Origin of the sequence: Catellatospora paridis (assembly GCF_009720365.1) — a bacterium.
GTDB classification, from domain to species: Bacteria; Actinomycetota; Actinomycetes; order Mycobacteriales; family Micromonosporaceae; genus Catellatospora; species Catellatospora paridis.
Window position 1 is genome coordinate 291,965 of sequence record NZ_WBZD01000016.1, and the last position, 25,988, is coordinate 317,952.

19 protein-coding genes are annotated in these 25,988 nt (G+C 70.8%); 8 read left to right on the plus strand and 11 right to left on the minus strand.

The annotated features are described in order from the left end of the window. Positions 1-34 precede the first annotated feature (34 nt). Positions 35-1,183 carry a glycosyltransferase family 2 protein gene (locus F9C41_RS30665; RefSeq protein WP_155390277.1) on the minus strand — a complete coding sequence of 383 codons (1,149 nt, stop codon included), beginning with the start codon at positions 1,181-1,183 and terminating at the stop codon, positions 35-37. A gap of 429 nt (positions 1,184-1,612) precedes the next feature. On the opposite strand from F9C41_RS30665, the gene F9C41_RS30670 reads away from it, so the two are divergent. Next, positions 1,613-3,010, plus strand: coding sequence for an O-antigen ligase family protein (locus tag F9C41_RS30670; protein ID WP_155390278.1), 1,398 nt, complete (start codon positions 1,613-1,615; stop codon positions 3,008-3,010). A 177-nt stretch (positions 3,011-3,187) separates the two neighbouring features. On the opposite strand, the gene F9C41_RS30675 is transcribed toward F9C41_RS30670, so the two are convergent. Next, entirely contained in the window at positions 3,188-4,504 is a 1,317-nt protein-coding gene (locus tag F9C41_RS30675) for a hypothetical protein (protein WP_155390279.1), read from the minus strand. Between the two features lie 884 nt (positions 4,505-5,388). Between F9C41_RS30675 and F9C41_RS30680 the strand changes: the two genes are divergently transcribed. After that, positions 5,389-6,261 carry a YveK family protein gene (locus F9C41_RS30680; RefSeq protein ID WP_155390280.1) on the plus strand — a complete coding sequence of 291 codons (873 nt, stop codon included), beginning with the start codon at positions 5,389-5,391 and terminating at the stop codon, positions 6,259-6,261. 73 nt (positions 6,262-6,334) lie between these two features. On the opposite strand, the gene F9C41_RS30685 is transcribed toward F9C41_RS30680, so the two are convergent. From F9C41_RS30685 to rfbB, 5 genes are all read right to left on the minus strand, one after another. Continuing rightward, positions 6,335-7,204 (minus strand): glycosyltransferase family 2 protein, encoded by an 870-nt coding sequence (locus F9C41_RS30685; protein WP_196280024.1) that lies wholly within the window; start codon positions 7,202-7,204, stop codon positions 6,335-6,337. 60 nt (positions 7,205-7,264) lie between these two features. Beyond that, positions 7,265-8,038, minus strand: a complete 774-nt coding sequence (locus tag F9C41_RS30690; protein ID WP_196280025.1) for a WecB/TagA/CpsF family glycosyltransferase — start codon at positions 8,036-8,038, stop codon at positions 7,265-7,267. Between the two features lie 167 nt (positions 8,039-8,205). After that, the gene (locus tag F9C41_RS30695; RefSeq protein ID WP_230690137.1) at positions 8,206-9,600 is read right to left on the minus strand and encodes a sugar transferase; all 1,395 of its coding nucleotides are present in this window, start codon (positions 9,598-9,600) and stop codon (positions 8,206-8,208) included. 444 nt (positions 9,601-10,044) lie between these two features. Continuing rightward, positions 10,045-10,926: a dTDP-4-dehydrorhamnose reductase gene (gene rfbD, locus F9C41_RS30700; RefSeq protein ID WP_155390283.1), complete on the minus strand. Its 882-nt coding sequence runs from the start codon at positions 10,924-10,926 to the stop codon at positions 10,045-10,047. Then, positions 10,923-11,906 carry a dTDP-glucose 4,6-dehydratase gene (gene rfbB / locus F9C41_RS30705; protein WP_155390284.1) on the minus strand — a complete coding sequence of 328 codons (984 nt, stop codon included), beginning with the start codon at positions 11,904-11,906 and terminating at the stop codon, positions 10,923-10,925. Before rfbB ends, rfbD begins: the two co-directional genes overlap by 4 nt. A gap of 41 nt (positions 11,907-11,947) precedes the next feature. On the opposite strand from rfbB, the gene rfbA reads away from it, so the two are divergent. The 3 genes from rfbA to F9C41_RS30720 all read left to right on the plus strand — a co-directional run bounded on the left by rfbA (position 11,948) and on the right by F9C41_RS30720 (position 14,391). Continuing rightward, positions 11,948-12,829: a glucose-1-phosphate thymidylyltransferase RfbA gene (rfbA, locus tag F9C41_RS30710; protein WP_155390285.1), complete on the plus strand. Its 882-nt coding sequence runs from the start codon at positions 11,948-11,950 to the stop codon at positions 12,827-12,829. A 61-nt stretch (positions 12,830-12,890) separates the two neighbouring features. After that, positions 12,891-13,307, plus strand: a complete 417-nt coding sequence (locus F9C41_RS30715; protein WP_155390286.1) for a VOC family protein — start codon at positions 12,891-12,893, stop codon at positions 13,305-13,307. 70 nt (positions 13,308-13,377) lie between these two features. After that, positions 13,378-14,391: a UDP-N-acetylmuramate dehydrogenase gene (locus F9C41_RS30720; RefSeq protein ID WP_155390287.1), complete on the plus strand. Its 1,014-nt coding sequence runs from the start codon at positions 13,378-13,380 to the stop codon at positions 14,389-14,391. 14 nt (positions 14,392-14,405) lie between these two features. Here F9C41_RS30720 and F9C41_RS30725 read toward each other — a convergent pair whose 3' ends face one another. Further along, positions 14,406-15,386, minus strand: coding sequence for a serine hydrolase domain-containing protein (locus F9C41_RS30725; RefSeq protein WP_155390288.1), 981 nt, complete (start codon positions 15,384-15,386; stop codon positions 14,406-14,408). 7 nt (positions 15,387-15,393) lie between these two features. Then, positions 15,394-16,296: a fumarylacetoacetate hydrolase family protein gene (locus tag F9C41_RS30730; protein WP_155390289.1), complete on the minus strand. Its 903-nt coding sequence runs from the start codon at positions 16,294-16,296 to the stop codon at positions 15,394-15,396. A gap of 140 nt (positions 16,297-16,436) precedes the next feature. On the opposite strand from F9C41_RS30730, the gene F9C41_RS30735 reads away from it, so the two are divergent. Beyond that, positions 16,437-18,176, plus strand: coding sequence for an IlvD/Edd family dehydratase (locus F9C41_RS30735; protein ID WP_155390290.1), 1,740 nt, complete (start codon positions 16,437-16,439; stop codon positions 18,174-18,176). Between the two features lie 142 nt (positions 18,177-18,318). Here F9C41_RS30735 and F9C41_RS30740 read toward each other — a convergent pair whose 3' ends face one another. Next, a complete protein-coding gene (locus F9C41_RS30740) occupies positions 18,319-22,527 on the minus strand; it encodes a S8 family serine peptidase (RefSeq protein WP_155390291.1) in 4,209 nt (1,402 codons plus the stop codon). A gap of 91 nt (positions 22,528-22,618) precedes the next feature. Here F9C41_RS30740 and F9C41_RS30745 point away from each other — a divergent pair, with 91 nt between their 5' ends. After that, entirely contained in the window at positions 22,619-23,566 is a 948-nt protein-coding gene (locus F9C41_RS30745) for a helix-turn-helix domain-containing protein (protein WP_230690138.1), read from the plus strand. 68 nt (positions 23,567-23,634) lie between these two features. Here the strand turns inward: F9C41_RS30745 and F9C41_RS30750 are convergent, their stop codons facing one another. Further along, positions 23,635-24,528 carry an NAD-dependent epimerase/dehydratase family protein gene (locus F9C41_RS30750; RefSeq protein WP_155390293.1) on the minus strand — a complete coding sequence of 298 codons (894 nt, stop codon included), beginning with the start codon at positions 24,526-24,528 and terminating at the stop codon, positions 23,635-23,637. A gap of 220 nt (positions 24,529-24,748) precedes the next feature. Between F9C41_RS30750 and F9C41_RS30755 the strand changes: the two genes are divergently transcribed. Further along, positions 24,749-25,966, plus strand: coding sequence for an MFS transporter (locus F9C41_RS30755; RefSeq protein WP_155390294.1), 1,218 nt, complete (start codon positions 24,749-24,751; stop codon positions 25,964-25,966). The last annotated feature ends 22 nt before the right edge of the window (positions 25,967-25,988 follow it).

Below are 25,988 nucleotides of genomic sequence, written 5' to 3' on the forward strand. Positions count from 1 at the left end.
TCTCCTCGTTCCGGAGGCGGGGGTGGACGTCCGATCACTGCATGGCGGAGAGGACACGCTGCTCATCGACCGGTGGCCACCCGCCCAGCCAGGTGGTCCGGCTCCGCCACACCGAGATCCAGTCGGCCGAGCCGAGGCCGACGCCGCCGGCCACGGCGCGGGTCAGCACCTCGACCCTCATCAGCGCCAGGCCGAGCGCCATCGCAGAGCGTGGCCAGTGGTGGCGGAGGAACGTGGTCTTGCCACGCATGACCATGACCTTCTGCCGCACGGAGCTCGACGATCCGCCCACATCGTGCAGCACCTTCACGGTCGGCACCAGCAGGGGGCGGGCGCCGGCCACCCGGGCGCGCACGCTCAGATCGATGTCCTCGCAGTACATGAAGTACCTCGGATCGAACCCGTCGATCCGGGCGAAGAGTTCGCGGTCGATCAACAGGATGCACCCCGAGACCGCCGGCACCTCGTGCGGCTGGCTCCGGTCGAGATGCGGCAGGCTCTCCGGATTCGCCCACCGCGCGGACGGGGCCAGCGACCTGATCCCCGTCGCCGCGGTGAACAGGCTCCACAGCGAGGGAAGGCCGCGGATGGAATACCCGTCGTCCGACCCGTCGGACCTGAGCGACCTACCGACGTAGAGCCCGTGCCCAGGCTGCCGGGTGGCGACGTCGACGAAGTTGTCTACGACCGGGCCGACAGTCTCGGCATCCGGATTCAACAGCATGAGGAAATCACTGGAGATCGTGGCAGCGGCACGGTTGACCGCCCGGCCGAAGCCGACGTTCTCCAGGAGCCGCAGCACCCGCACGCCGGGGAACGCCTGCTCGATGGCGTCTGCCGACCCGTCCGACGAGGCATTGTCGACGACGACCACCTCGAACGGCGCGGCCACCGACTGCTCGGTGAGCCGGGCGAGGCACTGCAGCGTGCGCTCGCGGGTGTTGTAGGAAACGATGACGGCGCTGACGCTGGCACGACCTGGCATCAGCCCACGCCCTTGCCGTGACGGGCGGCGCGGGTCCCTCGCTTCGCGCGCAAGCTGCTCACCGGACCGTCTGGGCCGTCGCCACCAGATGCCTTGTGGACGACTCGCCGAAGCCGTTCCGGCTCGCTCCGCTGTGTGGTCACGCAGGGATGCTAGCGGCGGCGTCAGCAGGTGCGAACCTCCACGCCTGTCGGGCATACGACATGCCTCGACATGACGGTCACCAGTGCCTTCGTCCGCTGGACGCCGAGCCGGCCGGCTCGGGCCGGGTGCCGCCCGTGTCGCGGCCTGTTGCCTTTGCGCACCGTGCGGAGGAGGCTGCGACGGCAGCGCCGCCACGAACCCGGTCGGCGCGTCGCCCGAGCCGATGGTCTGATTCCACGGATTCCTCGGGTCGACACCTGTCAGGTAACCTGGCGCCAGACACGAGATGCTGCGCGAGCAGACGTCGCGTCCCGACGCGCCACGGGCGAACCCACGAAGAGGACGAATCGTAGACGTGTGCCATCTGCCGAAGCCCCTTGCGCCGCAGTGGCGGGACACCTCCCGTGCGTGGCGTGCGCTGACCGTCAGCCCGTCCGGTGACGCCACGACCCACCTGCCGGCCGTTTCCGGCCCCTGCCGTGCGTGGCCGGCCCGATGACGACCACACCCGCACTCGAGACGCGGCACCCGGTCGACTTCGAGCCCAGCTGGCTCGGGCAGCAGACGTACCTCAGCCGCCGGCGGCCCATGAAGATCGATGCGGCGGTGGTGCTGTCCGTGACGATCTGCCTACTGACCCTGATCCCATCGCGTCTGGTGTTGCCCGGGCTGACCGGGTTGGGTCGCCCCGCCATGGTGCTGGCGATCATGACGGTGGCGTGGTGGATCCTCGTCAAGCTGAGCCCGCGGCTCGTCATGCGAGGGCGGCAGCCGATCCGCTGGATCGCACTGCTGCTGCTCGTCGACATGCTCGTCTCCTACGCGGTGGGTTACGGGCGTGGCCTGACCATGATGGAGGCGAACTCCGCGGACCGGTGGATGCTCCAGGCGGCGGCCATGTGCGGGCTGATGCTGCTGGCGTCGGACGGCATCTCCAACTGGGAGCGGCTGAAGGCCGTGCTGAAGGCCTTCGTCTGGTGTGCCGCGTTCATGGCTGTGGTCGGCGTCCTGCAGTCGTTCCTGGCCTTGGACATCACCACCTACTTCGTCATTCCCGGGCTCCGGGAGGGAGCGGAGGCCGCGGACATCGTCGCTCGCGGCGGTGGCATCCGCGTCGCCAGCACCGCGACCCATTACATCGAATTCAGTGTGGTCATGGCGTTGGCGCTGCCGTTCGGCATCCATTTCGCCGCCTTCGCGCCGACGAGCAAGGCCCGCCAGACCTACTGGGCACTGGCCGGGCTCATCGCGATCGCCATCCCGCTGACCATCTCCCGAACCGGAATCATCTGCGCGGTGCTCGCGATGCTGGTCGTCGCATCGGTCTGGACCTGGCGCCTGCGCTACAACCTGTTCGTCATCGCATTGGTGTTCGGCGCGGTCCTGGCCGGCACGAAGCCGAGTCTGGTGGGCACGCTGCTATGGATGTTCACCGGTGCGAGCGAGGATCCGAGCATCACCTCGCGGACCGACCGCTACCAGATGGTGCTCGATTTCTTCGTGCAGCGCCCGTGGTTCGGCCGGGGCACGGGCACGTGGGTGTGGCCCCAATACCAGTACCTCGACAACCAGTGGTTCGCGACCGCGCTCGAGAACGGCATCGTCGGCGTGGCCGCCCTGGCGAGCCTGCACATCTGCGCGATCGTCCTGGTCGCCGTAGCCTGGCGCCGATCGAAGACGGCCGCCGACCGGCACCTGGCGGCTGCCCTCATGTCGACGCAGATCACCGCCATCGCGGCGAGCGCCACGTTCGACTCGCTGAGCTTCACCACCTACGTCGTGCTGATCGCCATCCTGGTGGGCCTCTGCGGTGCCGTGTGGCGCCTCACCCATCCCGAGCGCCTCGTCCGCACGGCGAGCGTCTCCGTCGGCAAGATCTAGTGATGGCGGTTCTGCGGGCGTGAGCCGCGACCGCGTCGCGGCGACGACCCGGCCGGGGCGGAGCCCGCACGGGGTGATCGGCCTACCTCACGGGTTCACGCGCCGTGGCGGCGATCCACCGGCCTGTCGGCCCGGCCGGATCACCGCCACGGATTACGGTCTGATCGCTTGTGCCGGTCAGATGACGATGCGGTAGACGTGGTAGGTGTACTCGTGCGGGAACGAGTCCCGGAACGAGTGATCGGACACGTCGATGGTGCGGTTCTCACCCACGACCTCTACCGACTTGCCCGAAACCTCCGGGGGAAGCTTGAACGTGCGCTGCCCGGTCGTGCCGTCGGTCATGGCGAAGATGTACGCGCTGCCGTTCTGGGCCTTGAGCATCGTGTCGAGGCCCGACCCGAAGTTCCACTTGTAGGACTGCGTGTTGATGACGCGGGCGAGGCTGTGGATGAACTTGTTGACCTGGCCCATCGCCTCGATCTGCGCGTGACCGCAGAAGCTGCTGCCCTTCGTCTGAGCCTCACGCAGCACGCCACTGCTCTGACACGGGCCGGTGAACGACTGGTTGAACCACAACAGGCCGCGGGCCTCGTTGATGACCGAACTCATGGCCGCGGCTTTGAGCTGCTCGGGCGTGATGTACGACAGGTGCGCATGGCCGGACAGTCCATTGAAGTTCTCGATGAACATCCACCGGGGCTGCAGCCGTCCGTCGACGGCGTCGCGCACGGTGAGACCGTTGACGGCGCGGCCGTAGCTCGACGCGGTGCGGCAGGTGCGGGCCGGCACCGGATCGGCGTACAGCGTGCCGCGGTAGGGCTTCCAGTCGCAGAACGGGATCGTGTACCAGTACATGTCGAGCGACACGGCGTCGGCGAAGTCGTTGACGTAACGCTCCTGGTCGCGCCGGCCCATGTCGGAACCGATCACGAGCTGGGTGTAGTTGGTGTAGAGGAACTTCTTGGTGCCCGCGTTGTCGCTCTTGATCTTCTGTAGCTTCCGGAAGCCCTCCGCCGGGCTGGCCGCGGTGCCGTCCACCTCGTCGTCCATGAAGATCCCCGGCCAGTTCCGCGAGGAGTCCTTGAACGTCGGGTTGAGCTTGTCGCCGATCCAGTACATGTCGTTGCGTTCGAAGAGTGCGAAGTTCGTGCCCTCGTGCATGCCGATGTAGAAGTTGATGCCGTGCTGCTTGTCCCATTGGGCCTCGGCGTCGGAGCTGATGCCGCTGAACCAGATCCCGACCGGGAAGAACGCGGGGTCCGTCCAGTCGGCCGCGTCGGGGAACTTCTTCCAGAAGGCAGGCCCGCCTTCCCACTCGATACGCGGCAGGTTCAGCGTCTTCTGCGTCGCCTTCTCCGTCGGCTTGGCCGCGGACGGGCTGGACGTCGGGCCTCCGGTCTCGTCGACCACCGCGACCGGTGACTCGCTGGAGGCGGCGCTGGGGCCCTGCTCCTCCGCCGGGGAGGTGCAGGCCAGTAGGGACCCGGTCATCACCGCGAGGAGAGCTGTGGCGGTGCCGCCTGTCTTCGCCAATTTCGTACGGGCTCGGCTGGTGTCACGTCGCTTCATCGGGATCCTGTGTGTCGGCGTCGGGATTCTGATCTCGGTGTCACAGGCGTGGCCGGCGAAAGCCGGCAGTATCGCAATGCTCGCAACATGGACTCGCCGCCTCTGCGCCACCGTTCCACGTTCCCCACGGTACTAGTGGTCCGAGGGTGCGACGTGCCGCCACTCACCTCGAATCAGCGCGTGCTCCGCTCGATTCACGCTGACACGGCCAGAGAATCCCCAGGTGGCGGCAGCCCGAGTCGGAAGTGCGCCAGTGTTGCCGAAACCCGGTGACGCTCATGCGATTCCACCGTCGGGGTAGTCCGATTGTCGACAGCGGCCTTCGTACTGATCGGCGCCACCGCGGGACGGCGGTCGCCCGGCGGCGCGGGGTGCGGAAACGCTGGACGACGGCCACGTGCGCCCCGGCGGCGTCATACGTTCGTCGGAGCGTCGTCGACCGTCGGCACCATCGCGTTCACGGATCGGTCCTCGCACGACGCTCGCCGTGGTGTGAGAATGCAGGTGGCACCGGCGGAGTCACCGCTCCGACGCGATGCCGGACGATTCGAGGCGTCAGCACCGACCCGTCGGTCCGGTAGACCGACAGGTCGCGCGGCTCGCTGCGAAGTGGCCCGAGCAAGTGACGCGATCTGGCCGAGCCCCGACGGGGACTGCCGGGATGCGCGATGGTGAGGGCCGTCGTCGAGTCTGTATCCTGCCGGACGTTGACCTCCATCCGGACGTAGTCAACTTCAACAAGGCGGCCCTTCCGGTCTCGCGAGAACCTCTCGAGGGACGCGTCGCTCAAGCATGGGAGGAGGACGGTGGACCTCTGGGACATTACGAAGCTGCTGGCTCGCCGGTGGATGATCTTCGTGCCGTTGCTCGTGGTCTGCGGCGCCGTAGCCGCGCTGGCCACAGCCCGCGTAAACCCTTCCTACGTCGCCACCTCCTACGTGCAGCTCGTGCCGCCGACCATCGGGCAGGTGCAACCCGGTCAGGCCAACGCCTTCGACCGCAACCCGTGGGCCGGGCTCGGCCTGCAGGCCCTGGGCAATGCGTCGATCGTGACCGTGACCGACGCCTCGGTCGCCAAAGAGCTGTACGACAACGGATACAGCGACTCCTACACGGTCCTCTTGAGCCCGAGCTCACCGCTCATCACCTTCGAGGTCGTCGGGGACAGCGCCGCGCAGGCCAACGGGACGACTGAGCAGCTGATCACCCGGTTCAGCAGGACCGTCAGCACCCTGCAGACGGCATACGGGGTGAAGCAGGCTGACATGATCACCAGCTACCGGCTGGACGTCGGGACCAACGTCAAGGAGTCCTCCTCGACGATCAAGCGTGCCGCGGTGGTGTTCGCCGGTGTCGGCTTCCTGCTCTCCATCGGCTTGACCATCGCGATCGACGCCCTGCTCCGCCGCCGTCAACGCCGTCGGGCGTCGGCTGCGGTCGTGCCCGCGATAACGCCGGTGATCGTGCCGCAGTGGGACATCGAGCCCGGCGCCGGCCAGCCCTCGGACGACGCGTCGGCGAAGGCCTCCGGCCCGGACGACGGCGAAGACGACGCGTCCCGTTGGGACGACGAGCCTCAGGAACTGCCGAAGACAGGGTCAGGCCAGGCTCCGGACGTGGAGCGCGACGCGGACGCCACGATCGTTCTGCCCGGACTGTCGGACCGCGTACGCGGATAACCGCCGAATGACCGAATGACCGGACCCGCCCGCATCGGGCAGGTCCGGTCATTCGGCGTATGAAGGGTTGTGCTCAGTCGGTCCCGAGGCGGGAGCTGGCGTCCCGCTCCCAGCCGTTGCGCTGCCGAGGGGCCAGGCGTGACACGAGCCGCGCGGTCACCACCAGCCCGGAGTAGGCGGCGGCGTCGACCAGGCCGGTCGGGGAGCCGAAGGCGAGCTTGCGGATGTCCCGGGCGGTGTCCCCGGCGGTCTCGCGGGCTGCCGGCGCCGACGCGTGGAACTCCGACTTGCCCCGGTAGGTGCGCCGCAGGATCCGCATCAGGCTCGCCACGTCACCGGGGGTCGTCACCACGACCGACGGGCAGTTCACGATCTCGATCTCGTCCGGCTCGAAGATCTGGTCGATCCAGAGATCGTCGGCGACCAGATCGGGGAACTCCGTGAACCGCTCACGACCTCGGGCCGACACCGCGTAAACTCCCGCTCCCCATAGCGAACGGTGCAGCGCGGGTATCTGCGCACGTGCCCGGTAATAGCGGCGGACCAGGCCGTCCGCTGTCTGCTGCCGATAGCTCACGGGCGGCCGCGCGGCGAGCGGACCGTCACCGGCCATGTCCGGGGCCAGCCGATCGACGAGGGCCAGGGCGGACGACAGCGGCAGCACCACGTCAGCGTCGAGGTAGATGCGCGGCAGGGCCGTGACAGCCCTCTCACCGGCCCGCAACGCGGCGGACTTCGAACCCTCGGCGAGCTCGATGACACGGACGCCCGGATATCTTCTGGCGACGGCAGCGGTCGCGTCGGTGCACCCGTTCGCCACCACGACGCCCTCCAGCACCCCGCTGGCGAACGCTTCCGCCAGCGGGTCCAGGCAGGCCGCGAGCACAGCTTCCTCGTTGTGCGCCGGAACGACGACAGATCCGCGCGGGACGGAAAGGTTCACATCAGCTCCTCGGGGCAGGGCAGCCGGACCGGTCACGGACGATCTGTCGCCGGCTGTCGATCAAGGCAGATATGACTTCGTGCGCAATTTCCACCAGGCCGGCGGGCCCTGGACGAGATAGCGGCGAGCGAGTCGACGCGGCTCACGCAGCAGCCGATACGCCCACTCGGCGCCCATGGCGGCCACCCACTCGGGCGCCCGGCCCACGGTTCCGGCGAGGAAGTCGGCCGCAGCGCCGAAGGCGAGAATCACGCGTGCACCGGTCGCCGCGCCGTGCTGCGCGATCCAACGCTCCTGGCGCGGCTTGCCCAGCCCCACCACGAGGATCTCGGGCCCGGCTACGCGGATCTCGTCGGCGAGGGCGGCACTGGCACCCAGGTCGTCGACGATGTCACGACTCGGCGACCACTGCCCGACCACTTTCAGCGTCGGGTGCTGGTCGGCCAGCGCGAGGCTCAGCCTCTCGTGCATCGCCGGCATCCCGCCGAGGAATCCGACCGTGGCACCGACGCGTTCGGCGAACTCGACGACGCGAGGCAGAATGTCCGATCCCGACAGCTTCGCCTCGGCGCGCCCCGAGAGCCGGCTGGCTCTGCGTACCAGGGGCACGCCGTCGAGCAGGACCAGCCATTCGACCTCCGACGCTGATCGGTCCAGGTCCCGGGGGGCCGAGAAGTGGTGGATGTGGTCGATGTTGGCCGAAGCGATCGCGAGCGGTCGCGGAAGGTCCGCCGCGACAGCGCGGCTCACGGCGGCCATGAGCTCGTCGGTATTGAGCAGGTCGACGGTGGTGCCACCGAGCACGACCCGCTCTCGGCGTGCGGATTCGGTCATTGTCATCCTCAGGAAGTCGGCGTCGGGAACCACGTGTTCATGTGGCACGCGGTCAGCGATCGCCTGCGGCTACAACCTAGTCACGGCGGCGGTGAGCGCTCGCCTAATGTCGGTCTTGTGACAGACACCGGGCTGTGCTTCACCGCCGCCGCGAAATTACTCGTCGCTCAGTACGCACCGGTTCCCTTGAGCACCGCACGGGCGGTACGCGCCAGGATCAGCAGGTCCATCCACAACGACCAGTTCTCGACGTAGTGGACGTCCAGTCGCACCGCCTCCGCCCACGGCAGGTCGGATCTGCCCGACACCTGCCACAGACCAGTCAGGCCCGGCTTGACCAGCAACCGGCGGCGCATCTCGAAGCCGTACTCGGCGACCTCGGTCGGTAGCGGGGGCCGCGGGCCGACCAGCGACATGTCGCCCTTGAGCACGTTGCACAGCTGCGGCAGTTCGTCCAGCGAGTACTTGCGCAGCCACCGGCCGATCGGCGTGACCCGGGGATCCGCGCGAATCTTGAAGAGCGAGCCGTCATGTTCGTTGAGCGTGCGCAGCTTCTGCAGCTGACTCTCCGCATCGCTGTACATGGTGCGGAACTTGTAGATCCGGAACGGGGCACCGTTGCGACCGACCCGGGTCTGCCGGAAGATCACTGGGCCGCGCCGGCCCGGCGTAATCTTGATCAGCAGGCCGATCAGCAGGAAGAAGGGCATCAGCAGCAGCGTTCCGGCCAGGCCACCGACGAAGTCGACCGCGTCCTTGAGCATCCGGCTGCCGCCCTTGAGCCGGGCGTGCTCGACGTGCAGCAGCGGCAGGCCGACCACCGGCCGGATGGTCGTCCGGTCGCCGGTGACGTCGACCAGGGCGCTTGCCAGGATCAGATCGATCTCGTCGCGCTCCAGCTTCCACGCCAGCCGCCGGACCGCGTTGCTGCCGAATTCGGGGCACGGCAGGACGATCACCGTATCGCTACCGGATGCGGCGACCGCGTGCGCCACCTCGTCGACGTCGAGCGTGCCGTACACCCGGGGGTGGCGCTGCCCGCGACCGAGCATCGCACCGGCCAGCTTGGCTTCAGAGGGCAGGCAGACGCCGGCGACCTCCATGCCGTGATAGCGCTCGCGACGCAGCTGCGCCGTCAGCTCCCAGACCGCCTGCTCATGACCGGCCACGATGACCCGGCGCAGCAGCCGGCCGCTGGCCCAGCGCGCGTGCAGGCCGCGACGGAGCAGATACCTGCAGGACAGCGACAGCAGCACCACCATCGGGATGGCGATCAGCGGGTAGGCCCGGGAGATGTTCAGGTTCAGCATGTACGACGCGAACGCGATTATCGTGGAGATCCACATCGCCGCGCGTAGCACACGCAGGTATTCCTCATTGCCGATGAACATGTACCTCGCGTCATAGGCACGCGTCACCAGCAGCGCCGTCAGCCATCCCAGCGGGAACAGCACCGCGATGGCCAGATGGATCCGGTTCCAAGGACTGTTCCAGGTTTGACCGAATCGAACATAGACCGCGAATACCGCGGCAAAGGCGGCGACGGCGATGTCGCACAGCACGGCGAGCCGGACGTACCCGGTCTCCCAGTTCACCCGTGCGAACCCGGCCTGGTTTCCCGAGGGAATCCTGGGCAGGACGACGGTGATGCCCTCCTCGGCGTCTTGGTACGCGTGGGTGTTGCTTGCTCGCATGTCGGTCTGGGTGATGCTCACACTCGAATCCCCCCCCGCACCGGACCGTTATGCATCGTCCGGGCGTGTCCGCTTCAGGGCTGCACGACCGCGCCGAGTCTATGGTTGGGCAGGGCATTACCGGGGTCAGCTACCTGACATTCCGCAATGGACCGACTACACAGCCATTTCGGGCCTGGCTATACGGCTGATCTTTTCTCCTGCATCCGGGCAGAACATGCCAATGATCTATTTCGGACATGTTAAGTGCGACGGATACGAAGACGGTGCCGGGGGCAGCCTGCACCCCCGGCACCGTCACGCGTCGACCCGCTAGACCGCCACCCGCCCGACCCCGGCGGCGAGCGCCTGGCGCAACTGCGTGTGCCAATCGGGCTGCACCGGCACGCCCGCGGCCGCCCACATGTCGTGCGCGAGCACGCTGCGCACAGGTCGCACGGCGGGCCGCGGGAACTGTGCGGACGTGACCGGGGAGATACGGTCGGGATCAAGGCCGGCTGCGGCGAAGATCGCCCGGGCAAAGCCGTACCACGTCGTCTCCCCTGCGGCCGTGCCGTGATAGATGCCCGCCGCCGCCCGCCCGGCCACCGCCGCCGCCGCCAGGTCGACCAGCTGGCGGGCCAGCTCGACGGTCCAGGTCGGTTGGCCGTGCTGATCGTCGACGACGGTCAGGCTCGGCCGATTCTGTGCCAAGGACAGCATGGTGGACACGAAGTTTCGCCCGTGTGCACCGTAGAGCCAGGCGGTGCGCACGACGTAGCCGGTGTCCGGCAGGAGCTCCCGGGTGGCCAGCTCCCCCACCAGCTTGCTGCGGCCATAGGCGTTGACCGGCCCGGTGGCCGCGTCGGCCGGCCACGCGCGCGCCGGTCCGGAACCGGACAGCACGTAGTCGGTCGAGATCTGGATCAAGCGGGTGCCGCGATCCGCGCAGGCCTGCGCGAGCACCGCCACCGCAGTGCCGTTGACCGCGGTGGCGGCGGCTTCGTCGGCCTCGGCCCCGTCCACGTCCGTCCAGGCGGCAGCATTCACGACCACGTCTGCCCCGGCCACCGCGGCGCGCACCGCGGTGGGCTCGCGCAGGTCGAGCTCATCCCGGCGCAGGCCGACGACGTCGAACCCGGGCGCGTCCCGCAGCGCCGCGACGAGATCCCGGCCCAGCATGCCCCCGGCGCCGGTGACGAGCGCGCGGATCAACTGAGCCCCGCGCGCGCCTTGAGCGGCTCCCACCAGGCACGGTTGTCGCGGTACCAGGCCACGGTGCGGGCCAGACCGTCCGCCAGCGAAACCGCCGGCTCGTATCCCAGCTCGGCGCGGATCTTCTCGATGCTCAGCGAGTAGCGCCGGTCGTGGCCCTGGCGGTCGGCCACGTAAGTAACCGCGGACCAGTCCCGCCCGGTCGCGGTCAGCAGCCGCTCGGTCAGCTCGCGGTTGGTGAGCTCGGTGCCGCCGCCGATGTGGTAGACCTGACCCGGACGGCCCTTGGCCAGCACCAGGTTGATGCCCTGGCAGTGGTCGGAGACGTGCAGCCAGTCGCGGATGTTGAGCCCGTCGCCGTACAGCGGCACGGTGCCCCCGTCCAGCAGGTTCGTCACGAACAGCGGGATGACCTTCTCCGGGAACTGGTGGTGGCCATAGTTGTTGGAGCAGCGAGTGACCACCACGTCCAGCCCGTAGGTGGTGTGGTAAGCCAGCGCGAGCAGGTCGGAGCCCGCCTTCGCGGCGGAGTACGCCGAGCGCGGGGCAAGCGGCCAGTCCTCGGTCCACGAGCCCTGCTCGATCGAGCCGTACACCTCGTCGGTGGAGACGTGCACGAAGCGCCCGACGCCATGCCGGTGCGCGGCCTCCAGCAGGACCTGAGTACCGACCACATTGGTCTGCACGAACGCGGCCGGCTGGTGCACCGCACGGTCGACGTGGGTCTCCGCCGCGAAGTGGACCACAGCATCGTGGCCGGGCATCACGTCATGCACGAGATCAAGATCGCAGATGTCGCCTTGCACGAAGGTCAGGCGCGGGTCGTCGCGAATGACGTCGAGGTTCGCGACATTGCCGGAGTAGGTCAGCTTGTCCAACACGGTCACTGTCGTATCGACATCGCCGTAAACGCCACCGAGGACATTACGCACGTATTCGGAGCCGATGAATCCGGCTCCACCCGTGACGAGGATTTTCATGGCTTTGGATTCTAGAGGAGGACTCCGGTATGTTGCACGCCATGCGTGGCATCATCCTTGCCGGTGGTACCGGTTCCCGACTCTGGCCGGTCACCCAGGCAGTGTCCAAGCAGCTGATGCCGGTGTACGACAAGCCGATGGTCTATTACCCGCTCAGCACGCTGATGATGGCCGGTGTGCGGGAGATCCTGGTCATCACGACACCGTACGACAGGTCGTCATTCGAGCGACTGCTCGGTGACGGCAGCCGCTGGGGAATCTCCATCGGATATGCGACACAAGAGGTTCCGGCCGGTATTGCCCAGGCATTCGTCATCGGCGCCGAATTCATCGGCGACCAATCAGTGGCACTGATTCTCGGCGACAACATCTTCTATGGCAGCGGCCTCGGGCGCCAGCTCGCCGGCAGCGTCGGCGACCGCGGTGCGCGCATTTTCGCCCACCACGTGGCCAACCCGTCGGAATACGGCGTGGTCGAGTTCGTCGACGGCCGCGCGGTGTCCATCGAGGAGAAACCCGTCGCGCCGAAGTCCCGGTACGCCATCCCGGGTCTGTACTTCTACGACAACCAGGTGGTCGACATCGCCCGGGACCTCAAGCCGAGCGACCGCGGTGAGCTGGAGATCACCGATGTGAACCTGGCCTACCTGCGCCGGAACGAGCTCACCGTGACGGTCCTGGACCGCGGCACGGCATGGCTGGACACCGGCACATTCCAGTCGATGATGCAGGCGGCCGAGTTCGTCCGGGTGGTCGAGGAGCGGCAGGGGTTGAAGGTCGGCTGTGTCGAGGAGGTGGCCTGGCGTGCCGGCTACATCAGTGACGACCAGCTGCGCACACTGGCCGAGCCGCTGGTCAAGAGCGGCTACGGCAGTTACCTGCTCAACCTGGTGCAGCACCGGGGCGCCGAGACGGGGCACTGAAGACGACGCCGCTCAGTGGGAGCGAGGCCCCGGCCGGGTTCCCGTCTGTAACGTGAGCTGCATGGACATCAAGGTCTCACACTGCTTCATCATCGTCGACGACCACGACAAGGCCATCGGGTTCTACCGCGACGTGCTCGGCTTCGAGGTGCGCACCGATGTCAGCTACGAGGGCATGCGCTGGGTGACCGTCGTACCGCCGAGCCAGCCCGACCTCGAGATCACCATCGAGACCCCCGAATCACACCCGGACGCCTCCGCCGAGGACAAGCAGAAGGAGTACGACCTGCTCGCCAAAGGTCTGCTGCGCGGGCTCATCTTCACCACCGACGATGTCGACGCCGCCTTCGAGCACATCCGCGCCTCGGGCGCCGAGGTGCTCCAGGAGCCTGCCGACCAGGCGTACGGCGTGCGCGACTGCGCCTTCCGCGACCCGGCCGGGAACATGATCCGCCTCAACCAGCCCAGCCGGAGCTGACCGGGCCGTCCGGCCACGACGCGGGCGACCGCCGACCGGGGTGCGCTGATCCCTCGGTAGGCTCGGGCCCGTGACCATCACGTTTGCCGAGCTGACCACGATGCGGGTCGGTGGCCCGGTGGGACGGCTGGAAGTCGCCCGCAGCACGCCGCACGCGATCGAGTTGCTCCGCGAGGCGGACCGGACCGCCGCGCCGCTGCTGGTGATGGGCGGCGGCTCGAACCTCGTCGTCGGCGACGTCGGCTGGGACGGCACGGTCGTGCGCATGGAGTCGGCCGAGTTCGCCGTCGACGGCGAGCTGGTCACCGCCGCCGCCGGGGTCGAGTGGGATCACCTGGTCCGCACGGTGCTGGCCGAGGGCCTGGCCGGAGTCGAGGCGCTGTCGGGCATCCCCGGGTCGGTCGGCGGCACACCCGTGCAGAACGTCGGCGCGTACGGCACCCTGACCTCCGACGTGCTGGAGTCGCTGTCCGTGTACGACCGCACGACGGGCGAGGTGGCGCGCTGGACGCCGGAGCGGTGCGGGTTCGGCAGCCACCGGCAGTCGGTCTTCAAGCACAGCGACCGCTGGGTGGTGCTGGACGTCACGTTCCGGCTCCGCCGGGGCGGGCAGTCCGCCCCGATCACGTTCCCGGCGGTCGCCGAGCGGCTGTCGATCGAGGTCGGCGGCACCGCGGACCCGGCCGACGTGCGCGAGGCGGTCCTGGAACAGCGCCGGGCCCGCAAGATGGTCCTGGACGCCGCCGACCACGACACCTGGAGCGTCGGCTCCTTCTTCCTCAACCCGGTGCTCGCCGAGGTGCCGGAGCGTGCCCGTGCGTGCCCCAGCCAGCCGGACGCCAAGGGCACGAAGCTGCACGCCGCGTGGCTCATCCAGCACGCCGGCTTCGGCCAGGGCTACGGGACCGAGTGGGGCAACGGCACCGTCGCGCTCTCCACCAGGCACACGCTCGCCCTGACCAACCGGGGCGGGGCGACCACCGCGGACGTGCTGAAGTTCGCCGCGCACCTCCGCGACGGGGTCCAGGCCATGTTCGACGTCCCGCTGACCCCCGAGTGCCACCTGGTCAACTGCTCGTTCTGACCGGTGGCCGACGGTCACCCGTGGAGTGCCGCCACGGCTTCGAGCAGGCAGACGCACCAGTCGCGGAACCGCTCCGGGTGCTCGCGCGAGGTGTGCACGCGGTTGCTGAGCACGACCACGCCATAGCCGCGCGCGGGCTCCAGCCAGATTCGGTTGCCGACGAAACCCGAGCAGCCGTAAGCGTCGGCGCCCGCCGAGGGCCCGCAGATGCCCCGGGTCGGCGGCAGCCACCAGCCGAGCCCGAAGCGCTCGTCCGCCGCGTTCTCCGCCCAGCAGCGGGACGCGGCGCGGTGCAGGTGCGACGGCAGCACCTCGCCCGTCAACCAGGCCTGCGCCGCCGCGGTGACCTGCGCGAGGGTGCCGAACGCGCCGGCGTGGCCGGCGACACCGCCCATGGCGTACGCGTTCTCGTCGTGCACCTCGCCGACGATCAGCCGGCCGCGCCACGCGCAGATCTCGGTGGCCACGGCGGCGCCCGGCGCCGGCCCGTAGCGCAGCCCGCTGCGCCGCCGGGCGAGTTCGGCCAGGCTCAGCCCGGTGTGGTCCTGGACCGCCTCGCCGAGCAGCAGGAACCCGAGGTCGCTGTACTCCGCCCCGCTGCCGGGCGCGCGCACCAGCGGGGTCGCCACGGCCTGTGCGACGATCTCCTGCCTGGTGGCGGCCGTGCGGAAGAACTGCCGGACCGCGGGCAGGCCCGCCTGGTGCGAGAGCAGCTGACCGACCGTCGCCCGGCCGACGGGATGGTCACGCGTGGGAGACCACACGTCGGCGAGCGGGCTGTCGAGGTCGAGATGTGCCAGCACCTCGGGCAGCGTCACCAGGGTCTTGGTCACGCTGGCGAGGTCCCACCAGTCGTGCGGGCCGACCGGCCGGCCGGTCGTGGCGTCGGCGGTACCTGTCACCTCGCTGAACCGGGTGGTGGTGCGGTCGAAGACGCTGACGGCCACCGCCGGCATCGGCGCGGCCGCCATCAGCGCGCTGATCTCGTCGTACACCGTGTCCTCACCGTCCCCCGACCGGCTGCGCGCCGCCGTCCTCGGCGTATGCGGGCAGGCCGCGCCGTACCGGGTTGGCCAGGGTGCCGATCGAGTCGATGGTGATCTGCACGGTGTCGCCGTCGCGCAGGCTGAACGGCGCGGGCGGGACAAGGCAGGTACCGGTGGACAGCACCACGCCGTCGGGGTGGACGTCGCCGCGCATCAGGTAGCCGACCAGCTCGTCGAGCCGCCGGTGCAGCAGCGAGGTGCCGGCCGTGCCCTGCCAGGCGGTGGCCCCGTCGCGCGTGATCGCGAGCGCGATGTCCAGATCGTAGGGATCGGGCACCTCCCAGGCGGGCGTGATCCACGGGCCGAGGGCGCAGGCCCCGAAGTAGATCTTCGCCTGGGGCAGGTACAGCGGGTTCTCGCCCTCGATGGTGCGCGAGGACACGTCGTCGCAGATCGTGTAGCCGACGATCTCGCCGAACCGGTTGACGACGAGGGCCAGCTCGGGCTCGGGCACGTCCACCTCGGAGTCCGTGCGTACGCCGATGTCCTGGCCGGGGCCGCGCACCCGCCACGCCGCCGACTTGAAGAACAGTTCGGGGCGGGCCGCGTCGTAGACGAGCTGGTAGACGTCGGCGGCGCGTTCGCTCTCCTCGACCCGGGCCTCGCGGGAGACGCGGTAGGTGACGCCGCTCGCCCATACCTCGGTGGTTCCGTCGACGGGCGCGAGCAGGCGCACCTGCGCCAGCGGCAGCGCCGGGCCCGGATCCGGCCGGGCCAGCCGGTCGCGCAGCTCCGCCAGCGGCAGCCGCCACAGCTGCGCCAGCGACACGACGCCGTGCAATTCGGTGACCTCGCCGTCGACGTGCCGGCCGACGCGGACGTCCGGCGCACCGGCCACCTGGTATCTGACGATGTTCACGGCCGGGGCTCCGACCTGCCCGGCCGGCGCTGTGGTGCCGACATGCCAGCAGACCCTAGTGTGTCGATGCAGGTAATCCCAGCGCGGCCGTCGCGGCACCGAACCGGTCACCGCACGGCGGCGCACGGCCGGAGGTGGACATGGACGCGGAGGCCTCGCCGGCACGGCGCAGCCGGCACTGGTTCGGCGCCGAGGGGCGGTCGGGCATGGTGTACCGGTCCTGGATGCGCAATCAGGGCCACGGGCCCGAGGTCTTCGACGGCCGGCCCGTGATCGGTATCGCCTCCACCTGGTCGGAGCTCGCGCCGTGCAACGCCCACCTGGACCGGGTCGCCGAGTCCGTCAAGCGGGGCGTCTGGCAGGCCGGCGGCTTCCCGCTGGTGTTCCCGGTGATGGCGACCGGCGAGACGCTGATGCGCCCCACCGCGATGCTCTACCGCAACCTGGTGGCGATGGTGGGCGAGGAGCTGATCCGGGCCAACCCGCTCGACGGCGTCGTGCTGCTGTCCGGCTGCGACAAGACCACGCCCGGCCTGCTGATGGCCGCGGCGAGCGTGGACCTGCCGGCGATCATGGTCACCGGCGGGCCGATGCTCAACGGCAAGTTCCAGGGCGCGGACGTCGGATCTGGCACGCACGTCTGGAAGTTCGAGGCCGAGGTGAAGGCCGGCCGGATGACCGTCGCCGAGTGCGAGGTGGCCGAGGGCTGTATGGCCCGCTCCAACGGGCACTGCATGACGATGGGCACCGCCTCGACCATGGCGTGCCTGGCCGAGGCCCTCGGCATGCAGCTGCCCGGCTCGGCGAGCTGGCCCGCGGTCGACGCCCGCCGGTACGAGACGGCCCAGGCCGCCGGCCGCCGCATCGTCGCGATGGTCGACGAGGACCTTCGGCCCAGCGCGATCCTGACCCGGGCGGCCTTCGAGAACGCCATCCGGGCCAACGCCGCGATCGGCGGTTCGACCAACGCGGTGCTGCACCTGCTCGCGCTGGCCGGACGGGTCGGGGTCGAGTTGAGCCTCGACGACTTCGACCGGCTGATCCGGCAGGTGCCGACCCTGGTCGACCTGATGCCGTCGGGCCGGTTCCTGATGGAGGACTTCTGCTACGCGGGCGGGCTGCCGGTGGTGCTGCGGCGGCTCGCCGAGGCGGGGCTGCTGCACGGCGAGGCGGTCACCGTCACCGGCCGCGGCGTCGGGACCGAGTCCGCAGAGGCCGGGTGCTGGAACGACGAGGTGATCCGCCCCTGGGACAAGCCGCTGCAGGCCCCCGGCAGCGGCACCGCCGTGCTGACCGGCAACCTGTGCCCGCGCGGCGCGGTGCTCAAGCAGTCGGCGGCCTCGCCGCACCTGCTGACGCACGAGGGCCGCGCCGTGGTCTTCGACTCGCCCGAGGACTACCACGCCGTCTGCGACGACGAGGACCTGGACGTGACGGCCGACGACGTGATCGTGGTCCGGGGCGCGGGGCCGAAGGGATACCCGGGCATGCCGGAGGTGGCCAACGTGCCGATCCCGACCAGGCTGCTCCGGCAGGGCGTGACGGACATGGTGCGGATCAGCGACGGGCGGATGAGCGGCACCGGCTTCGGCACGGTGGTCCTGCACGTGTCCCCGGAGGCGGCCGTCGGCGGGCCGCTCGCCCTGGTCCGCACCGGCGACCGGATCCGGCTCGACGTGCCGGGGCGCACCCTCGACCTGCTGGTCCCGGACGAGGAGCTGGCGGCGAGGGCCGCGGACTGGACGGAGCAGACGCAGGCGGCGGACCGCTCGGGTTACCGCTGGCTCTACCGCGCCCACGTGCAGCAGGCCGACCTGGGGGCCGACTTCGACTTCCTCACCGGCTGCCGCGGCTCCGAGGTCCCGCGCGACTCGCACTAGGGCCGGGCCCAGGTCACTGCCCGGGGCACGCGGGTGCCGCGGTCCGAGCGCGGCGGCGCGGCCGCTTCCCCGCACGCGACAAGCACGAAAGGAAGGGCACCTTCTACATCGCGGAGCGATAAGAAGGTGCCCTTCCTTTCTGCTAGTGGAGGGGGATGCGGTGGATGCCGCCGCGGAGGGTGCCGGCGAACAGCCAGCGGCCGTCGGGGCTCACCGCGAGGGTGGTGACGTCCAGGTTCTGCAGGCCGGACGAGATGTTGTGCCAGGTCCGGCCGCCGTCGACGCTACGCAGCACGCCGCGCCCGCCCTTGGCCAACCCGTACGCGGACCAGGTGGTGGTGGCCGCGTAGAGGGTGTCGCCCTTGGCGGCGAAGTCGGACACCATCAGATCCAGGGAACCGGTGTCGGCGGTGCGGAAGGTCCGGCCGCCGTCGGTGCTGGTCCGGATGCTCGGACCGCCGACCACCAGCCGCTTGCCGTCCACCCGCAGCGCGGTGACCTGGCCGTCGGCGACCTTGGTCAGGGTGACGCCGCCGTCGTCGGAGCGGTAGAGGCCGCTGTTCATGCCCAGCCACAGCCGCTTCGCGTCCGCCGGGTCCCCGGCCAGCGCGTTGACCCGCTCGTCCAGGTACAGGTTCTTCCAGGTCCGGCCGCCGTCGAGGGTGACGGTGAGGCCCTGGCCGGACAGCCGCTCGAAGCCGGCGTACACCCGGTTCGGATCGGCGGGGTGGATCAGCAGCGAGGTCGGCTTCTCGGTGCCGGTGTAGACCTCGGTCCAGGTCCGGCCGCCGTCGTCGCTGCGGCCGAACATGAACTGGTCGCCCCAGGCGGCCCGGCGGATCTTCCAGACCACCTTGGCGTCGGCCGGGGAGACGGCGAGGAACTCCGCGCCCGCGCCGATCCAGCCCTCGCCCTCGGCCGCGCCCCAGTCCGGGCCGGTCGCGGGCGACGCCGTGCGGTAGAGGCCGTTCTCGGTGCCCGCCAGCAGGTCGCCGCCGGCCACCGCGAGGTCGTGCACGGTGGTGCCCTGCACGCCCAGGCGGTGGTAACCGTCCGGCCCGGTCGCGTAGAGCCCGGCTGAGGTGGCCGTGGTCGCCGTTCCGTCGGCCCAGCGGTCGTAGTCGGTGACCAGTGCGTCGTGCGCCGGCAGCGCCACCGACTCCCAGGTGCGGCCGTGGTCGCGGCCGACCAGGCCCTCGCCGGACAGGGTGGCGACGTACAGGTCGCCGCCCGAGGTCCGCATCGTGTGCAGGCCGAACTCGCGGCGCAACAGCGTGGACCAGTTCTTGCCGCCGTCGTGTGAGCCGACCACGCCGTCGCCCCACACCACTGCCGCGACCACGCCGTCGTCGGCACTCAGCGAGGCGACGAACTTCGAGGCGCTGTCGTACACCCGCACGGCCGGAGCGGGCGTGCCGGAGACGACGCCGGACAGCTTCCACACGCCGTCGAAGTCGGCGAGGTAGAGGTCGTCGCCGCCGATCGCCGCGTGCTGGATCTCGCCGGGCAGCCCGGACTGCTGCGGCGTCCAGCTGTCGCCGCCGTCCACGCTGGTCCACAGCGCGCCGCCGATGACCGCCACCAGCACGCGGGTCTGCGCGTCGGCGACCAGCACGTCGACCCAGCCGGCCGGGGTGGGCAGCGTCTGCCAGGTGCGGCCCCGGTCGGTGGTGCGCAGGATCTTCCCGCCGGTCTGCGGATCGTTGACGGCGTACCACCAGCGCGACGCGTTCTTCGTGTCGAGCACGGGTGTGCCGACGCCCGCGTTCCCGGCGACGGGGAGCCGGTTGAGCTGGCTCCAGCTCTTGCCATGGTCGGTGGTGAGCCAGGGGCCCGCCTTGTAGTCGGTGCTCATGACACCGACCGCGCCGTCGGCCGGGGTGAGGGCGAGCTGCCCGCCGGTGCCGTACGGGCCGACCGGCTCCCACTTGTTGCGCCGCACGTCCTCGGGCAGCACCTCGAAGCCGCTCGACCCGATCAGGCGCTGCCCGGAGGCGGCCGTGCCGCGCACGCTCACCCGGTACGCGCCCGCGTCCTCGCCGGTGAGGTCCGCGGTGTACACGTTGTCGTACCGGTGGGTCGCCGTCACGGTGTACGACCGGCCGCGCGGCTGGTCGACGGTGACGACGGGCGCGGCGGCCAGCCCGGTCGGCGCGCCGATCCACACGGTGCTGTGGCCGTCGCTGGGGTCGGGCGTCGCGGCCACGATCAACGGCCGCACCACCAGCAGGTACGGCACCCGGGCGACCCGGCCCGCGCCGCCGTCGGCGGTGATCACGCCGGCGAGCTCGGTGTCCCCGGCGGGCCGCGCGGCCCGCAGCGTGACGGTCACCTGCGCGGTCCGTCCGGCCGGGACGGTCACCCGGTCCGGCTTGACGGTGACGGTCTTGTCGCCGGTGCGCAGGCGCACGGTCATCGCGCTCGGGCCGGAGTTGCGCAGGGTGACGGTCCGGCTGCCGCCGACGGTCGAGCCGCCCAGGTCGGCGAGGCCGAACGAGACGGACGCGGGGTCGGCGGTGAGCGTGGCGCGCGCGGCCGCGGCCACGTCGAGCCGGCCCGCGCCGTACGCGGTCGGCGTGCCGCCCACCGGCTTGGCCGTGCCCGTCAGCGTGGCCAGCACCTGCGCGGGCTCCTGGCCCGGGTGCAGCTGGCGCAGCAGTGCCGCCGCGCCGGCCACGTGCGGGGCGGCCATCGAGGTGCCGGACATCAGGTACTGCCCCGGCCCGAACAGCGCGGTCGGCACCGTCGAGCGGATGCCGACACCCGGCGCGACCAGGTCGGGCTTGAGGCCGAAGCGCAGCGACGGGCCGCGCGAGGAGAAGGCGGCGATCCGGTCGGTGACGTCCTCGCCCTTCAGCGTCACCTCGATCGGCCCCGCGGCCAGCCGCGCGGTCAGCTCCTCGTGCTGCGTGCCGTCCATGCCGAGCACGACCAGCTTGTCCATCCGGTACAGGTCGCCGGAGGCCTGCGTACCCACCAGGTCCTTGGCCAGGCCCTTCGCCAGGCCCTTCACCGAGGTGGACGGCGCGACCGGCACGGAGCCGTCGGCGGCGGCCACCACCGGACCGGAGTCGGCCTGGCCCGAGATCACCGCGAGCGCGCCGCGGCGCTCCAGCTCCTTGGCCAGGTCCAGCTCCCACTGCGACAGGTAGTCGAGCACCGGTGCGGCGAAGCCGGTGATGCGCACGACCTTGCCGCGCAGGTCACCGGCCGCGTCCAGCTCCTCGGTGCTGCCGTAGCCCGCGTCGACCAGCCGCCCGGTGACGGGCTTGGCGGCCGGGTTGGCCGACAGGACACCACGGTACGTCTGCAGCCGCACCCCGCCGACGTACGCGGTGGGCAGCACCATGTTGCTGGTGGACGCGCCCACCGCGATGACGCCGTCCGCGACGGCCGGGGTGCCGACCGTGTCGCGGCCCGGCCCGCTGTTGCCCGCTGCGGCGACCACCACGACCCCGGCCCGCGTGGCCGCGGTCGCGGCCATGCCGAGCGGGTCGAGGCCGTCGCCGTAGCCGCCGAGACTCATGTTGATCACGTCGGCCCGGTGCGGGTTGGCCGGGTCGGCGGCCGCTTCGATGCTCGCGACGATGTCGGAGGTGTAGCCCTCACCCCACTCGTTCATCGCCTTGTACGCCAGCAGGTTCGCCTCCGGCGCGACACCGGTGACGCCGCCCGTGGTGGCCGCCTTGCCCGCGATGATGCCCGCGACGTGGGTGCCGTGGCCGTTGTCGTCCATCGGGTCGGCGTCGCCGTTGACGAAGTCGTACCCGCCGACGACCTTGAACCCCTCGCCCAGGCCGCCGCCGAGGTCGGGGTGGCGGTAGTCGACGCCGCTGTCGATGACGGCGACGGTCACGCCCTTGCCCTTGGCGGGGGTGCCCGTGTTGTCCTTGCGCTGCCAGACCTCGGTCGCGCCGATCAGCGGCACGCTCACGTCGGTGTACGCGCGCACCGGCGCGTCCGGCACGACGGCGAGCACCCCGGGCAGCGCGGACAGCCGCGCCACCTCGTCCGCCGGGACGGTGGCGGTGACCGCGTTGACCAGCAGGCCCAGCGGGCGTTCGCGGGTCAGCCGCAGGCCCTTGCCGCGGGCCCCGTCGAGGAAGGCGCGCTGGCGGTCCTGCACCGCCTTGCGTGCGCCGGTGACCTGTGCCGCGCCGGCGGCGTCACGCAGCGCGCCGGCCGGGGCCGAGGCCACCGCCGCGTCCCCGGCGAGCAGCACGATCACCCGCCGCTGCGGGGCCGGGGTGGCGGCGTCGGCTGGGGACCATGCCGAGAGCGTCCCGGCGACGACCACGGCCGACAGCCCGGCCGCGAGTCTGGTCGCCAGTGAGTGAGGGGGGAGTTTCATAGCTAAGCGGTCTACTGGTCCTCAGCCGATCGGCGCAATGATCTCAGCTGGCCCGTTGCTGCCGGTGGCACCCTTGGGCCAAGATCTGGCCATGCCCTCCGACCTCACCCCCGCCGGTGTCGACCCCTTCGACGAGGCCGTCTACCGCGCCATCCTCGTCCGCCGCACCGCCGCCCCGGCCGAGCTCGCCGAGGAGCTCGACTGCTCGGCCGAGCGGGTGGCCCGCGCCCTGGACCGGCTGCGCGATCACGGGCTGGTCGGGCGGCTGGCCGGCGCCCGCCGCCGGTATGCCGCGATCGAGCCGCAGGCGGGGGTGTCCGCGTTGGTCCGCGCCCGCTCCGCGGAGCTGGACCGGGTGCAGGCCGCCGCCGCACAGCTGTCGATGCTGTTCGCCGCGGCGCACTCCGGCACCGGCGAGGAGATCGAGATCGTGACCGGCAGCGAGGCGCTGGGCCGGTGGTTCGTGCAGATCCAGCAGGAGGCCCGCGAGGAGGTCATCACGCTGGACCGGCCGCCGTACGCGCTGACCACGTCGAACCCGATCGAGCAGACCGGCATCGCCCGCGGCGTGCGGTACCGGGCGGTGTACGCGCCCGAGGCCCTGGAGTGGCCCGGCGTCTTCGACGACATCCGCGAGCTGATCAGCCACGGCGAGCAGGCGCGGGTGCTGCCCGGACTGCGCATCAAGCTGGCCATCGCGGACCGGCGCATCGCGCTGATGCCGCTGTCGCTGGACCTGTCCGAGGTGCGGGCCGCCGTGATCCGGCCGTCCACGCTGCTCGACGGCCTGATCGACTACTGGGAGCTGTGCTGGCGGACGGCCGTGCCGCTGCTCGCCCCGGCCGAGGACCCGGTGTCCGAGGAGGACCGGGCACTGCTGATCCTGCTGGTCAGCGGCCTGAAGGACGAGGCCGTCGCGCGGCAGCTGGACTGGTCGGTGCGCACCATGCGGCGGCGCATGAGCCGCCTGTACGAGCTGCTGGGCGCGGCGAACCGCTTCCAGGCGGGCGCGATCGCGGCCCGCCGCGGCTGGATCTGACCGTCGCTGCGGGGAAACGAAGCCGCGGGCCGGGTCCAGGAGCTGGACCCGGCCCGCGGCTCACGGGTTCACGGGCGCGGGTTGTCGCGCACGGAGTCGGCGATGTAGCGGTCCAACGCCACCTTCGGCTCCCAGCCCAGGTCACGCACCTTCGAGTTGTCGGCACGGCCGTGGGTGCGCTCGCCGCGCTTGGCCGGGATCAGCACGTACTCGGTGCCGAACATCTTCGCGACCTCGATCAGCTCCCACTCCCGGCCGTTGCCGAGCAGGTAGCCGTCGCCCTTGCCGCCCTCGGCGGAGACCAGGATGCCGGAGATGATGTCGGAGATGTGGGTGAAGTCGCGGGTCTGGGTGCCCGGGGAGACCACGGTCAGCGGCTCGCCGGCCAGGTACTGCCGCTCGAAGATGCCGAGCACGGTCGCGTAGGTGCCGGCGCTGATCTGGCCCGGGCCGTACGCGTTGTAGAAGTACGTGATCACGTAGTCGAGGCCGTACCACTCGCCGTAGTTCTTGATCAGCTCGACGTTCTTGGCCTTGGTCCAGGCGTACGGGTTGAGGTGCTCGTCCTTGCCCTCGTTGCCGAACTTCGAGCTGGACGCCGAGTAGACCAGGCGCGCGCCGTGCTGGGCGGCGAAGCGGATGACCTCCTTGGTGCCGTGCGTGTTGTACTCCCAGGTGCGGTCGAACTCGTCGAACGACTGCACGATCCGGGCGTACTCCCCCAGGTGGAACACCATCTTCGGCGACTCGTAGCCGTGCTCGGCCCAGATCTTGAAGATGTCGACCGTCGACCCGTCGAGGTACTTCACCCGCTCATCGACGATCTCGTTGTCGTGCCGGCCGGTGAAGTAGTTGTCGACGGACACGATCCGCGCGGTCGGGTGGGTGTCCAGCAGCGCCCGGATGAGGTGTGTCCCCACGAAGCCGGCACCACCGGTGACCAGCAGCGTCTCGTTCGACATGAATCTTCGCTCCCGCAGTTCTCGACCGGCACTAGTCAGCTCCCGGCCGGCCGCGAGCGGGTCTGCCGCTCGAACCCAGGGCCTGGCCAGGGCACTGCGCAGCATACAGCCTCGTGTGCTGGGACGACCGGGCTGCGGGCGGCGCAGCGGGCGCATACATTCATGATGTTCGCGTCGACAGCGGGTCTCCCCGGCCCGCGCCCCCTCGGAGACGGACCCCATGACCTCGCCACTGCACGACCGCGCCCGGCTGCACCGGGCCCGGCTGGCCGTCTGCCTGCTCTTCGGACTCTACGGCGTGATCCTGGGCACCTGGACCGCCCGCATCCCGGCGATCAAACAGGGCCTGGCGCTCACCGACGGCGCGCTCAGCCTCGGCCTGCTGGCCTTCGCCGCGGGGGCGATCATCGGTATGCAGGCCGCGGGACGGCTGGTCGACCGGTACGGCGCCGGCCGGCTGCTGCTGCCCGTCGTGCTCGCCGACGGCCTGCTGCTGGCCTCCCCCGCGTTCGCGCCGAACCTGACGGTGCTGGCCGGCTGCCTGCTCGCCTTCGGCACCGCGCACGGGCTGCTCAACATCACCATGAACACGGCCGCCGTCGAGGTGCAGCGGGCCTGGCAGGCGCCGATCATGTCGTCGTTCCACGCCGTGTACAGCATCGGCGGCTTCCTCGGGGCGGCGGTGGGCGGGCTGTGCGCGTACGCCGGGCTCAGCGCGACAGCCACCTTCCTGGCCGTGGCCGCGGTCGTGGCGGTGACCGCCCCGGTGGCGGCACGCTGGCGGCTCGCCCCCTCGGCCGTCCCGACGGCGGCGACCGGGCCGGGCGGGGGCGGGCTGCCGGGCGTGACGTTCCTCGGTGTGCTGGTCTTCTGCTGCCTGGTGGGCGAGGGCGCGGCGGCCGACTGGAGCAGTGTCTACCTGCGCGACAGCCTGGGCAGCACGCCGGGCTTCGCGGCCGCGGCGTACGCCGCCTTCTCGATCATGATGATGGCCGGGCGGCTCGTCGGCGACCGGCTCACCGCCGCGCTGGGACCGGTGCGGCTGGTGCGCTACAGCGGGGTGCTCGCCGCGCTGGGCCTCGGGGCGGCGCTGCTGATCGGGCACCCGGTCGCCGGGGTGGCCGGGTTCGGCCTGCTCGGCGCGGGACTGGCCTGCATCGCGCCGCAGGTGTTCTCCACGGCCGGCAGCCAGGACCCGGCGCGGGCGGGACAGGCCATCGCCCGGGTCGCCAGCCTCGGCTTCCTCGGCTTCGTCGTCGGCCCCCTGGTCATCGGCGCGCTGGCCGAGGTGGTCGACCTGCCCGCGGCACTGGCGGTCCCCGCCGTCCTGGCCCTGTTCGTCGCAGCCGCCGCCACCGCCCTGCGCCCCCACCCAGCAGACCGGGCAAAGGAAGGGCACCTTCCCGTCGCTATGCGTGGAGGAAGGGCACCTTCTTAACGCTCCGGCCCCGCTGCCTGCG